This window comes from Patulibacter ginsengiterrae, assembly GCF_056269115.1.
Genome location: NZ_JBWDOG010000001.1, coordinates 449,432 through 461,487, shown reverse-complemented (window position 1 = coordinate 461,487; position 12,056 = coordinate 449,432). Strand labels below are relative to the sequence as shown.

Genomic DNA, 12,056 nt, shown 5'->3' with positions numbered 1-12,056 from the left:
GCGGTCCGGCCGTCCTTCTCACGTTTCCGTGCGGAGATCTTTCGGCGATCGTGAGCAAGCAACCAGCTTGCCGAGAGCGGTTGGCGGCATCGTCGTAGGCGGTCGATGCTCACCCCCGCCGCGAAGGACCAGATCGTGCCGAACGCCCCCCGCTACAACCCCGATGCCCCCAAGCTCGAGATCATCAGCGGCTCCGACCGGACGAGCCGCGCCGAGCTGATCGCGCTGCCGGCCTCCCGCCACCGCGACCGCCGTCGCCAGCTGATCCTCCACCAGCTGCTGGCCGAGGCCCCGCACCCCGAGCGCACCGCCCGGCCCGAGCCGCCGCTTCCGCCCGCTGCCTAACGGGTAGACGGCGGGAGACGCATCGGCCGCCCGAGCAGCCGGGCCCGGCCGGTGCGCGACGGACTCCTGAAGGTCCGGTGCCCGGCAGCCCGACGGATCCTCCCGCCGCGGCGGTCGCCGCGCCGGGCCGTCACGATCGACGCGAGGAGCGCCCCGTGCCCACCAACAAGATCCTGATCATCGTCACCAACGTCGGCGAGTACGAGAAGGTCGGCTACCGCACCGGCCTCTGGCTCGGAGAGCTGACGCACTTCTGGGACGTCGCCGAAGAGGCCGGCTTCGCGCTGGAGATCGCCAGTCCCGACGGCGGACTGATCCCGATCGACCCCGAGAGCCTGGCCCACGACGTGCTGGCCGAGCTCGGGACCGACCGCCGCTACGCCGACCGCGCCTTCATGGACCTGCTGGAGGACACCAAGCCGATCGCGGCGGTCGACGTCGCGGACTACGACGGCGTCTTCTTCACCGGCGGCCACGGCGTGATGTTCGACTTCCGGCGCGACGACCTCGGCGCGCTGACGGCGCGGTTCTTCACGTCCGGCCGGATCGTCGCCGCCGTCTGCCACGGCCCCTGCGGCCTGCTCAACGTCCCGCTGGAGGACGGCACGCCGCTGGTCGCCGGTCGCAGGCTGACCGGGTTCTCCTGGCACGAGGAGGAGCTCGCCCAACGGGACGACGCCGTGCCGTACAGCCTGGAGGACGAGCTGCGCAAGCTCGGTGCCGACTACAGCGTCGCCGAGCAGCCGTTCGCGACCCACGTGGTCCGCGACGGTCGGCTGATCACCGGGCAGAACCCGGGCAGCGCGCGGGCGGTGGGCGAGGCGGTCATCGCCGAGCTGCGGGGCTAGGCGCGTCGCCAGCGCCGAGACGATCGATTCCACGACCTCCACGAGTCCGCGGAATCGACCATCTACCCTGCACGGCATGCCGCACGCGACTGCCCGGCGCCTCCAGGGCTTCGGCACGACGGTCTTCGCCGAGATGACCGCCCTGGCCCATCGGACCGGGGCGATCAACCTCGGGCAGGGCTTCCCCGACGCCGACGGGCCGCCCGCGATCGTCGAGGTCGCCGCCGCGGCGCTGCGCGCCGGCCCCAACCAGTACACGCCGGCCCGCGGCGTGCCCGAGCTGCGTCGGGCGATCGCCACCCACCAGCGGCGCTTCTACGGGATCGAGCTGGATCCCGACCGTCAGGTCCAGGTCACGGTCGGGGCGACCGAGGGGATCGCCGCCGCGCTGCTCGGACTCTGCGATCCGGGCGACGCCGTGGTCACGTTCGAGCCCTACTACGACTCCTACGCAGCGGGGATCGCGATGGCCGGGGCCCACCGCCGCGTGGTGACGCTGCGTCCGCCGGAGTTCGGCCTCGACGTCGACGCGCTGCGGGCCGCGGTGGTCGGCGGGGGAGACCAGGGCGGGCGGGCGCGGATCCTGCTGCTCAACTCGCCGCACAACCCGACCGGCAAGGTCTTCAGCCGAGCGGAGCTCGAGGCGATCGCCGCGATCTGCCGCGAGCACGACCTGATCGCCCTCTGCGACGAGGTCTACGAGCACCTCGCCTTCGACGGCGAGCACGTCCCGCTGGCGACGCTCGAGGGGATGGCGGAGCGGACGCTGACCGTCTCCTCGGCCGGCAAGACGTTCGCGCTGACGGGCTGGAAGGTCGGCTGGGTGACCGGCCCGCCGGCGCTGGTCGACGCCGTCGCGGCGGCCAAGCAGTTCCTGACCTTCTCCGGCCACGGGCCGCTCCAGCTGGCGGTCGCCGACGCGCTGGCGCTCGACGACGGCTACTTCCGGGACGCCCGCGCGGCCCTCCGCGGCAAGCGCGATCGGCTCTGCGCCGGTCTCGAGGCGGCCGGGCTCGAGGTCCTGCACCCGGCGGGGACCTACTTCGCGACCGTCGACATCCGCTCGATCGGGGAGCAGGACGGCGAGGCGTTCTGCCGCGCGCTGCCCGAGCGGGCGGGCGTGGTGGCGATCCCGACGGTCGCCTTCTACGACGACGTCGAGATCGGTCGGCCGCTGGTCCGGTTCGCGTTCTGCAAGCGCGACGAGGTGATCGACGAAGCGGCCGGGCGACTCTCCACCCTGGGCGGGAGATTTCGTACCCGTCTTTAGATTCAGTGGACACATAGACTAGGCGCCGCTGTGTGTCCCCGGAGGGCTCTTCCCCGGCCGGTGGCACCCATTTCCCCCTCCGCTCTCCGCACGAAAAAGGACAGGCCTCGTGCCCCGTAGTCCCCTGTTGCGCGCCGCTCTCGCGGCCGCGTTCTCGCTCGCCGTCATCGCCCCCGCCGGGGCCTCTGCCGCCGACGGCACCTACACCGTGTACGCCTGCAAGGGCCCAGCCGGCGCGCCGGCGCCGGCCACCGGCTGGAACACGGCGGCGACGCCCCAGGCGTCGGTCGCCAACGCCTGCACCAGCGGCGGCCCGTTCACCCTCGGCCTGGGCGCCAACGCCGGCGGCGGGCAGGGCGCCCAGTGGGCGTTCGCCGCTCCGGCCGGGACCCGGATCTCGGGCTTGAACATGCTGCGCCTGACCCAGGGCTTCGCCGGCATGGCGAACACCTCGACGATCTACTCGGTGGTCGCCAGCGGCAGCGCCCCCGACGGCAACAACAAGGACCTCGAGCGCTGCGTCAAGGACGGCGACGCCTGCCAGGCCGACCTCAACACGCCGGTCAGCAAGCCCGGCCTCGACGCCAGCGCGCTGACGATCAACCTGACCTGCGGCCTCGTCGGCTTCGCCTCCTGCACCAACCCGGCCGCCAGCGTCGCGATCAACCAGGCGGTCGTCACGCTCAAGGATCCGCAGAAGCCGGTCGTCTACAACAACGGGATCATCGACGCCGGTGACACCAGCGGTGTCCTGAAGGTCAAGTTCGACGCGACCGATCAGGGCGGCGGCCTCTACCGGGTCAACACGCTCGTCGACGGCGCGCCGTTCTCCAGCATCGCGCTCGGCGCCGACCCCTGCACCGACGCCAACCCGGCCGACGCCGACGGCCACCAGTTCCTGGCCCCGCAGCCGTGCCCGCTCGGCGTCGCCGGCGGTCAGGTCGCGGTCGACTACACGAAGCTCTCGCCCGGTCCGCACACCGTCCAGACCGAGGTCGAGGACGCCGCGGGCAACACGGCGGCGGTCAGCGTCACGCAGTTCCCGCGGATCAACATCGACGGTCCCGACGGCAGCGGCACCGGCATCGGCGGGCCCGGCGACTACGACCGGCTGCGTCAGGCGAAGGTCCGGGCGTGGTTCCCGCAGGGCAAGAAGCACCCGCGCAGCGCAGAGGTCCCGTACGGCGAGCGGACCGTCATCCGCGGCCAGGTCGTCGACCGGGCCGGCAAGGGGATCGTCGGCGCGCGCGTCGACGTCTACCACGTGACCCGCGGCGGCAAGCGCAAGCTGGTCAAGACCGGCCTCAAGACGCGGACCCAGGGGCGGCTGACGTACATCGTCTCCAAGCGCCTCGACACCCGCAAGATCGAGCTGACGTTCCGGGCGCTGCGTCCGGGCCCGGTCACCAGCAAGGAGCGGCTCTCGGTCCGGGTCGTCCGCAAGGGCGAGACGTTCTACCTCAAGGAGAACCGCCCGGCCGCCAAGAAGGCGACCGCGGCGAAGAAGTAGCGACGCTCCGCGCGGGCCGCCGCCCCGGCTAGCCTGGGGCCGGTGAGTCCGCGCGTGACCAGCGAGCACCGGATGCTCCCGGACGAGCCGATCGCGGCCGTCCGTGCGGCGGTCCTGGGCTGGTACGCGACGGTCGCGCGCGACCTGCCCTGGCGGAGGACGCGTGACCCCTACGCGATCCTCGTCAGCGAGGTGATGCTCCAGCAGACCCAGGTCTCGCGGGTCGTTCCGCGCTACGAGGCCTGGCTGGAGCGGTGGCCGACGGTGGCCACGCTCGCCGCCGCCGACCGCCGCGACGTGCTCGGGGCGTGGGTCGGCCTCGGCTACAACTCGCGGGCGGTCCGGTTGCAGGCGGCCTGCGCGGTCGTCGCCCGCGAGGGCTGGCCGGAGGACGCCGCCGGGCTGCGGGCGCTGCCCGGGATCGGTCCCTACACCGCCGCGGCGGTGGCGTCGTTCGCCTTCGACGAGCGGGTCGCGGCCGTCGACACCAACGCCGTTCGGATCGCCGAGCGGATCGGTCTCGGGAGCCCGCACGAGCTGCTGCCCGACGACGAGCGGGCCGCGACCTGGAACCAGGCGGCGATGGAGCTCGGGGCAACCGTCTGCCGAGCCCGCGACGCCCGCTGCGACCGCTGCCCGGCGAGCTCGTGGTGCGCGTCCTCCGGACGGGTCGTGATCCCGGCCCGCGCGGCCTCGGGCACCCGGGTGCGGTTCGAGGACACGGACCGCTTCGTGCGCGGTCGGATCGTCGCCGCTCTGGCCGGGGGCGAGCGGGTTCCCGACGACTTGCCCTCGGGGATCGCGCCGGAGCGGATCGAGCGGGCGCTGGACGCGCTGGTCAAGGACGGCCTGGTGGCGCGGACCGCGAGCGGGCCGATCCTGGCGGAGGCAGCGCCGGAGCCGGCATAGCGCCCGTGCGCCCGATCCGGAGCCGTCGCCGTCCAGCGGCCGGGGCGATCGGGTTAAGGATCTGTGCAGGAACGGAGTTTCGATCCTCCGGTCGGTTAGATTGCGACTCGGTTCGGGGCCGATGCTCCGTCCTCCCGTTGTTGGAAAGGACCCCTCCGAGTGTCACTCGACCGCCAGACCATCGAGAAGCGCGACTTCCCCATCTCCCGTCGGGGGTACGAGACGGCTGCCGTCGACGAGCACCTCGCGCGGATCGCGCAGGAGATCGAGGAGCGCGCGGCCGGGGCCGAGGCGCCAGCGGCCACGCCGCCGGCCCCCTCGCTGGCGAGCAACGCGTCCGAGCAGGTCCGCGCGATCGTCGAGGCGGCCGAGTCGACCGCCGCGACGATCGAACGCCAGGCGAAGGACGACGCCGAGCAGGTCCGCACGGCTGCCGCCGACGACGCGCGGACGACCCGCGCGACCGCGGCGGACCAGGCGCAGGCCCACGTCGGCGCGGTCCAGGAGGCGACCGAGCTGATGCTGAAGCGGGTCGAGGCGCTGGAGGCCGAGGTCGTCGGCCTGCTCGACCAGCTGCGGACGACCGCCAAGAGCGTCCAGGCCGATCTGACGACGCTGCACGGTCAGGTCGCCGAGGTCGGTGGCCTCGACCAGACGGTCTCGGCCGTCGCGTCCCCGGTCGAGGTCCCGGCCCCGCCCGCCGCCCCGGTCGTTCCCGGTGCGCCGACGGCGGACGCCTCCGCGACGACCGAGGCCGCGAGCACGGCGCCCGAGCCGACGTCCGCGGCGCCCGAGCCGGCGGCAGGTGCCCCGGTCGCCCCGGCGGCGACTCCGGCGCCCGAGGAGCCTGCCGCGGCGCCCGCGCCCGCGGCTCCCGCCCCGGCGGCGTCCGATCCGGTCGCGCCCGAGCTGCCGCTCGAGGGCACCCCGGCCGCGAACCGCAGCACCGACGAGGCGGGCGCGCGGATGGTCGCGCTGACGATGATCTTCGACGGCATCCCGCGCGACCGGATCGGCCAGCACCTGGCCGACAACTACGACCTTGACGATCCCGCGGCCCTGCTCGACGACCTCTACGCCCGCCAGGGCTGACTCCCGCAAACCGCTCCCGGTCGCCGGCCGCGATCGGGCAGTATGCACGGTATGCCCGATCCGATCACCGAAGCCGCCCTGCTCAAGGGCTTCTACGCCGCGTTCGACCGCAAGGACGGGGACGCGATGGCGGCGGCCTACGCCCCGGACGCGACCTTCGAGGACCCGGCCTTCGGGGAGCTGCACGGCGAGGACGTCGGGGCGATGTGGCGGATGCTGTGCCGCAGCGCGACGGATCTCGAGGTCGGCGTCCGCGACATCGTGGTCGACGGGGACCGGGGGAGTGCGGACTGGGTCGCGACGTACACCTTCTCGTCGACCGGCCGCAAGGTCGTCAACCGGGTCCACGCCGAGTTCCAGTTCGCCGACGGGCTGATCGCCGACCACCGCGACTCGTTCTCCTTCTGGGACTGGTCGCGGCAGGCACTCGGTCCGGTCGCCTACCTGATCGGCTGGAACCCGATCGGTCCGTCGGTCGTGCGCAAGAAGGCGCTCGGCCAGCTCGCGGCCTCGCGCCGCGCCGCCTCGCCCGCGGCCTAGCGCGGCCGGCGAGGCCGGGCGCGGCCCGGCACTCAGGCGACGTTCAGGCGTCGGTTGCGACAGTCGCGGCCATGACGACCAGCGTGCGGCACGACGACGGGGCACCCCGGGTTCGGCAGATGCTGAACAAGGTTCCGGAGGTCACCCTCTACTTCTGGATCATCAAGATCCTCGCGACGACGGTGGGGGAGACCGCCGCCGACAACCTGAACACGAACCTCGGGCTCGGCCTGACCGGGACGACCTACGTGATGGGGGCGCTGCTGCTCGGCGCGCTGCTCGTCCAGTTCCGGACCAGGCGATACGTCCCGACCGTCTACTGGTTCGCCGTGGTCCTGATCAGCGTCGTCGGCACGCTGATCACCGACAACCTGACCGACGGCTTCGGGGTCTCGCTGGTGACCAGCACGATCGTCTTCGCGCTCGCGTTGGCCGTGACCTTCGCGGTCTGGTTCTGGCGGGAGGGGACGCTGTCGATCCACTCGATCGTGACGAGCCGCCGCGAGGGCTTCTACTGGCTGGCGATCCTCTTCACGTTCGCGCTCGGGACGGCGGCGGGGGATCTCGCTGCGGAGCAGGTCAACCTCGGGTACCTCGTCTCGGCGCTGATCTTCTTCGGCCTGATCGCGATCGTGACCGTCGCGCACTTCCGCCTCGGGTTGAACGCCGTCCTGGCCTTCTGGGCCGCGTACATCCTGACCCGGCCGCTCGGGGCGTCGCTCGGTGACTTCCTCTCCCAACCGCGCCAGGACGGCGGCCAGGGCCTGGGCACGACCGGGACCAGCGTGCTGTTCCTGGCCGCGATCCTCGGGCTGGTGGCCTATCTGACGGTCACCCGCCGGGACGTGATCCCCGTGGGGGAGCCGATCTCGGGCCACGAGAGCCGGCTCCGGCCGGGGGAGGCTGCGGGGCGCGACGGTGGGCCGGTGACCGAAGCGGCCTGAGCGCGAGCCAGTCGACGGACGGCGTTCGTGGCGATCGCCGTTCGTTGCGTCCCGCGTTCGTCACGATCGGTGCTCGCGGCGAACGTCCTTCGGGTCCAGCGTGCGAGCGAGATCGCGTTCGCAGCGCGGTGGCGGCCGACCAGGAGGGCGCGGAATCGGCCCGGATCGCGAGACCGGAGGACCACGTCAGACGGTAGCCGTCTCGACGGGCGGCCGTCTCCACCCGATCGGCGAGGACACGTGCGCCGGTTGGAGCGGCCGAGCCGCTCCGACCGTGAGCTTCGACCCGCCCGCGACCAGATCCTCCCCGACGAGACCGGGAAGGCCGACCGGAGCCTCGGCGAGCGATCAGCGGCGGTAGATCCACGCGGAGCGGCGGCGCGGGACCAGCCGGACCACGACCCGCGCCGGACGCGAAGGCGCGGCGAGCGTGAGGAAGTCCCGGGCCGGAGCCGCGTGGCTGCAGATCGGGCAGGCGACCGCGTCGGTCGGGACCATCGGCCGGGGGCCGGGCGCGATCGGTGCGTCGCAGCGCGGGCAGGCGAGCGTGCCGATGCCCATGACCCCGACGTGGGAGTCACGGCGCAGGTCTTCGGCGCGGGCACGGCGGCCGGCCGGCTCGGAGTTGGAGAAGGCCCGGTCGATGCCCATCGCCGGAGTCTAGGTGGTTTCGGTACCGCCCCTGGCTCTATCTGGGGATTCGGGCTTCGGCGCGTCGAAACGGGGTCGTCGGCCGGGGTCCAGACCGCGGTCTCCGCGCCCACCGGCCCGATAGCCTGGAGCGATGGGTGCCTGGGGAGTCCGGAGTCTGGAGAACGACGCGGCACTCGACTGGATCAGCGGGCTCGAGGCGGACCCGGACGGGGCCGCGGTGGTCGAGGCGCTGACGGCCGTCCTCAACGACGGGAACTTCGTCGGGGAACCTCACGGAGAGATCGCGGTCGCGGCGGCGGAGCTGGTCGCCGCCGGGGTCGGGCGCCCGGTCTCGGGGACGGACGGCGCCCGGATCTCGGCGCTCGCGGCCCGGATCGCGGGGCTCGCACGCGAGATCGACCTGGCCCGCCGGGCGCTGGCGTCCGTCGCCGATCCGGCCCGCAGCGAGCTCTACGAACAGCGTCACCGGGGCGAGGACGGCCCCGCCTGGGACGCGAGGATCGCCGATCTCGGCGAGCGGTTGGCCCCGCGCTAGGACGATCGCCCGTCGGACCACTACGGTTCTGTCCATGAGCGCCACCGAGAAGCCCACGGTCGAGATCCCGGCCGACACGCCGCCGTCCTACCAGCTGGAGCTGGAGGACCTGGTCGTCGGTGACGGCGACGAGGCGGTCGCCGGCAAGATCGTCGACGTCCACTACGTCGGCGTCTCCTGGTCGACCGGCAAGCAGTTCGACGCCTCCTGGGATCGCGGCGATACCTTCAAGTTCGGCCTCGGTCAGGGTCAGGTCATCCAGGGCTGGGACCAGGGCGTGGCCGGGATGAAGGTCGGCGGCCGCCGCCGGATCACGATCCCGCCGATGCTCGGCTACGGCAAGCGCGGGGCCGGCGGAGTGATCGCTCCCGACGAGACGCTCGTCTTCGTCGTCGATCTGCTCGGCGTCCGCTAGCGCCTCCTCCCGGATCGGCGGCCGACGCCGCCGGTCCGCGCCTGCTCCACCTGCACCAGACGACCCGCTCGGGATTGGCCCGACGGCGCATGGGCGCGGCGGTCGTCCGCGCCTAGGCTTGGGGCACGTGTCGAGCGCCGCTTCCCCCGCGCCTTCGGGTACGCCGCCCGACCCAGCCGCCGGCTCGATGATCGATCCGGCGTGGTCCTACGTGGTGGTCAACCTCGAGCCCCTGCCGCGGCGCCGTCGCTGGCGCGGCGCGGACGGTCGCGCGGCTCCAGCTGCTCTCGCCGGCGGCACGCTGCGACGCGGGGGCCGAGCGGGTTCGGGCGGTCCTGCCGGTCGAGCTCGGTGCCGACGAGCGTCGGAGCCTGGCGAGGCTGGACGTCGCGCTCGATCGGATCGCCCGCGGCGGATCGCTGGTGGCGGGGCGCAGCGGCGTCCGGCGGGACCCGGCCGGCGACCGCGCGGCCGAGGCCGAGGCGGTCGCGGCGACGCGGATCGTCCGTGCGCTGCTGCCGGGCGGCGGCGCACGGGCGTGGGAGGCGCTCGGCGCCTACCGCTACCTGGTGGAGGTCGACGCCGAGATCGAGCCGGACCCGCGGTACGCGGCGGCGATCGGACGGCTGCGGACGTACGACGAGCAGCGGGGCAGCGACCTGGTCGGGACCCTCGAGCGCTACCTGGCGGAACGCAGCGTCGTCCCGACGGCCCGCGCGCTGGAGATCCACCCGAACACCCTCCGTCAGCGTCTGGAGCGGATCGAGCGACTGACCGGTGTGGTCGTCGCCGACGAGGATCTGCTCTCGCTGGAGCTGGCGATCAAGCGCCACCGGCTGCGGCGGCCCGGCGACGTGCCCGGTCGCGGGGGTTCCGGATAGCCCGGCGCGGGCCGGCCGCCGACTGCCTTGGTGTGGCGTGGCGGCACGGCCCGCGGGGGCAGACCGCGAGCGGCTGGAGGACGGGGCGTCCGGCCGCTCGCGGTCCTGCGCGGAGGGGGGTCTACAGACCCGCCACCCGCGGCAGCGTGAACGTGCCGATCTGCTTCTTCGAGCGGGCCGTACGCGGGACCTGCGTCTGGGCGCGGTAGACCGCGGCGTCGCCGGCGGCCGGCAGCTTGAACGTCGCGCTGAACCGGCCCTTGGCGTCCGGCGTGACCGTCGTCAGCGTCTTGTACGTGTTGCAGCCGATCCGCTGCTTGATGACGATCGCGCTCTGGTTCGTGCGGCGCGGCGCGGTCGTGTTGCCGCGCATGGTGACCTCGCCGTTGGCCGTGGTCAGACGCGAGACCGTCATCCGCCGCGAGAACTTCAGCGCCTGCGTCTTCTTGCCGTCGATCACGGCGTAGTAGCGCGCCTTGTTCGTCTGGCGGATCCGGGCCGGCGGCAGCGCCACCTTGGTGCTGAAGAAGCCCTCGTCGTCGACCTTGGCCGACCCGACCTTCTTCTTGCCGTCTGCCAGGTAGATCGTCGCCTCCTTGCCGACGAACTCGCTGCGGGCGACGCCGTAGATGAACGTCTGGCTACCGGCCCGGCCGACGTCGATCAGGGTCAGCGGCGCCTTGGTGCACTGGAGCAGCGCCTGCGCGGCGGGCGACGTGCCCTTCGCCTTCGGCGGGTCGCTCGGCGGGTTCGTGGGCGGCACGCAACCGGGGGCGCCGGCGCCGACCTGAGCCTGGGCGATCGTGCCGTCGAGGATCGGCTGCTGGAGCAGGCTGACCGACAGCGACAGGGCGTTCTGACTCAGGTGGCCGCCCGCGACGACCTGGCCGTTCGGGGTGACCCGCGCGTTGAGCAGGTTCGGCGGGAGGCTGATCGTGACGCTGTTGAGCAGGCCCTGCACCGGCGTGGTGAGGGTGCTGGTGATCGCCGAGACGCTGCCGAGGCCGAGCGGGTTGAGCACCACGCCGAGCGGGGCGAGCAGCAGGTCGACCGCCCCGACCACGCCGGAATCGGCGTGCACCAGGTCGTAGAGGGTCGTGATGCCCTGGCCGCCGAGGATCGCGACGACAGGTGCGATGAGACCCGTGTTGCCGAGCTTGATCCCCTTCAACAGACCGTCGATGTTCAGGACGTCGCCGAGCTTGAGGTTCGACGTGTCGAGGTTCAGGAGCTGGTTCGCGGCGCCGTTGGCGTCGATCTCGGTGCCGAGGACCCGGAGACCGGCGATCCGCGAGCTGCCGCTGAGCTGGGGGTTGCCGGCGACGCACCGCGCCTGCGCGGTCGCCTCGATCACGTCCGCCTCGACGATGTCCGGCAGGGTCGCGGCCAGGGTGCTGCCGATGGTCGTGATCAGGTCGTTGGTGACTGCGGTGAGCCCAAGCGGTCCGAGCACGGGGTTCAGCTGCGTGAGCAGCTGCTGGACGATGCTGGCATCGCCGCTGAGCAGCGCGGCGGTCAGCTGGTTGGTCAGCACCTCGGTGCCGACCGAGAGGCCGGCGACCTTGGCGCTGGATGCCGCCGCGCTGTTGGAGATGTTGCGCGTCTTGGCTTCGACGGCTTGGACGCCGACGAGGCCGAGCAGCGACGGAAGGTTGATCAGCGTCCCGTCGGCGTCGACGCACGGCGACGCGTTGGGGTTGGCGTGGATCGGGTCGAGCGCGGCGTTGCCGAGCAGCGAGAGCCGCAGGGCGCTGGCGTCACAGCTGTTTGGGCCGTGCGTGTCGGCACTCGCGGTCGCGGGAAGCACCGCGAGGGCACTGAGGCCGGCGACGGCCGTCAGGAGCGCGACGCGAGAACCGCGTCGAGCGGGGAGTTGGGACAACAACGTATGTGCCTCTTTCTCAGGCTCGGGGACCGGGGACGTCCGCCGAGCAGGGGTTCAAACGGCGACTAGCGTATCCCTTTCTCCTCCGCCGAGCCGTCTATTTGTTTAGAACAGTCGTCTACTCATGGTAGAAACAGGATGTATCTGCTATGGACTTCTCGGCATCGCCTCACTACGGCGTAGCTGCTCGCCGGCGGTGCATCGCTCGCGGGGGTCGCCGCGGATCGA

13 protein-coding genes are annotated in these 12,056 nt (G+C 72.7%); 11 read left to right on the top strand and 2 right to left on the bottom strand.

Going from position 1 to position 12,056, the window contains the following annotated elements; translation table 11 throughout:
- Positions 1 to 105: 105 nt before the first annotated feature.
- From ACVUH9_RS02080 to ACVUH9_RS02045, 8 genes are all read left to right on the top strand, one after another.
- Positions 106 to 345, top strand: a complete 240-nt coding sequence (locus tag ACVUH9_RS02080) for a hypothetical protein (RefSeq protein WP_475753454.1) — start codon at positions 106 to 108, stop codon at positions 343 to 345.
- 155 nt (positions 346 to 500) lie between these two features.
- Complete coding sequence (locus tag ACVUH9_RS02075; protein ID WP_475753453.1) at positions 501 to 1,193, top strand: type 1 glutamine amidotransferase domain-containing protein; 693 nt, start codon at positions 501 to 503, stop codon at positions 1,191 to 1,193.
- Between the two features lie 76 nt (positions 1,194 to 1,269).
- Positions 1,270 to 2,463, top strand: a complete 1,194-nt coding sequence (locus ACVUH9_RS02070; protein WP_475753451.1) for a pyridoxal phosphate-dependent aminotransferase — start codon at positions 1,270 to 1,272, stop codon at positions 2,461 to 2,463.
- A gap of 109 nt (positions 2,464 to 2,572) precedes the next feature.
- Positions 2,573 to 3,973: a hypothetical protein gene (locus ACVUH9_RS02065; protein WP_475753449.1), complete on the top strand. Its 1,401-nt coding sequence runs from the start codon at positions 2,573 to 2,575 to the stop codon at positions 3,971 to 3,973.
- Positions 3,974 to 4,015: 42 nt separating this feature from the next.
- Positions 4,016 to 4,882, top strand: coding sequence for an HhH-GPD family protein (locus ACVUH9_RS02060; protein ID WP_475753447.1), 867 nt, complete (start codon positions 4,016 to 4,018; stop codon positions 4,880 to 4,882).
- Positions 4,883 to 5,041: 159 nt separating this feature from the next.
- Positions 5,042 to 5,974, top strand: a complete 933-nt coding sequence (locus ACVUH9_RS02055) for a DivIVA domain-containing protein (protein ID WP_475753445.1) — start codon at positions 5,042 to 5,044, stop codon at positions 5,972 to 5,974.
- A 51-nt stretch (positions 5,975 to 6,025) separates the two neighbouring features.
- Positions 6,026 to 6,514 carry a nuclear transport factor 2 family protein gene (locus ACVUH9_RS02050; RefSeq protein ID WP_475753444.1) on the top strand — a complete coding sequence of 163 codons (489 nt, stop codon included), beginning with the start codon at positions 6,026 to 6,028 and terminating at the stop codon, positions 6,512 to 6,514.
- Between the two features lie 71 nt (positions 6,515 to 6,585).
- Positions 6,586 to 7,458 carry a COG4705 family protein gene (locus ACVUH9_RS02045; RefSeq protein WP_475753442.1) on the top strand — a complete coding sequence of 291 codons (873 nt, stop codon included), beginning with the start codon at positions 6,586 to 6,588 and terminating at the stop codon, positions 7,456 to 7,458.
- Between the two features lie 348 nt (positions 7,459 to 7,806).
- Here ACVUH9_RS02045 and ACVUH9_RS02040 read toward each other — a convergent pair whose 3' ends face one another.
- Positions 7,807 to 8,109 (bottom strand): hypothetical protein, encoded by a 303-nt coding sequence (locus ACVUH9_RS02040; protein WP_475753440.1) that lies wholly within the window; start codon positions 8,107 to 8,109, stop codon positions 7,807 to 7,809.
- Between the two features lie 133 nt (positions 8,110 to 8,242).
- On the opposite strand from ACVUH9_RS02040, the gene ACVUH9_RS02035 reads away from it, so the two are divergent.
- The 3 genes from ACVUH9_RS02035 (at position 8,243) to ACVUH9_RS02025 (ending at position 9,943) form a co-directional block, all read left to right on the top strand.
- On the top strand, positions 8,243 to 8,647 hold the full coding sequence (locus ACVUH9_RS02035; protein WP_475753439.1) for a DUF4259 domain-containing protein: 405 nt from the start codon (positions 8,243 to 8,245) through the stop codon (positions 8,645 to 8,647).
- 34 nt (positions 8,648 to 8,681) lie between these two features.
- Positions 8,682 to 9,062, top strand: a complete 381-nt coding sequence (locus tag ACVUH9_RS02030) for an FKBP-type peptidyl-prolyl cis-trans isomerase (RefSeq protein WP_475753437.1) — start codon at positions 8,682 to 8,684, stop codon at positions 9,060 to 9,062.
- A gap of 422 nt (positions 9,063 to 9,484) precedes the next feature.
- On the top strand, positions 9,485 to 9,943 hold the full coding sequence (locus tag ACVUH9_RS02025) for a PucR family transcriptional regulator (protein ID WP_475753435.1): 459 nt from the start codon (positions 9,485 to 9,487) through the stop codon (positions 9,941 to 9,943).
- 121 nt (positions 9,944 to 10,064) lie between these two features.
- On the opposite strand, the gene ACVUH9_RS02020 is transcribed toward ACVUH9_RS02025, so the two are convergent.
- Positions 10,065 to 11,828, bottom strand: coding sequence for a choice-of-anchor P family protein (locus tag ACVUH9_RS02020; protein WP_475753433.1), 1,764 nt, complete (start codon positions 11,826 to 11,828; stop codon positions 10,065 to 10,067).
- Between the last annotated feature and the right edge of the window lie 228 nt (positions 11,829 to 12,056).

Bases quoted from the DNA above. Each gene is read 5' to 3' on its own strand.
- ACVUH9_RS02050 (WP_475753444.1), top strand. From the start codon at position 6,026: ATGCCCGATCCGATCACCGAAGCCGCCCTGCTCAAGGGCTTCTACGCC.
- ACVUH9_RS02070 (WP_475753451.1), top strand. From the start codon at position 1,270: ATGCCGCACGCGACTGCCCGGCGCCTCCAGGGCTTCGGCACGACGGTC.
- ACVUH9_RS02045 (WP_475753442.1), top strand. From the start codon at position 6,586: ATGACGACCAGCGTGCGGCACGACGACGGGGCACCCCGGGTTCGGCAG.
- ACVUH9_RS02040 (WP_475753440.1), bottom strand. From the start codon at position 8,109: ATGGGCATCGACCGGGCCTTCTCCAACTCCGAGCCGGCCGGCCGCCGT.
- ACVUH9_RS02035 (WP_475753439.1), top strand. From the start codon at position 8,243: ATGGGTGCCTGGGGAGTCCGGAGTCTGGAGAACGACGCGGCACTCGAC.
- ACVUH9_RS02030 (WP_475753437.1), top strand. From the start codon at position 8,682: ATGAGCGCCACCGAGAAGCCCACGGTCGAGATCCCGGCCGACACGCCG.
- ACVUH9_RS02080 (WP_475753454.1), top strand. From the start codon at position 106: ATGCTCACCCCCGCCGCGAAGGACCAGATCGTGCCGAACGCCCCCCGC.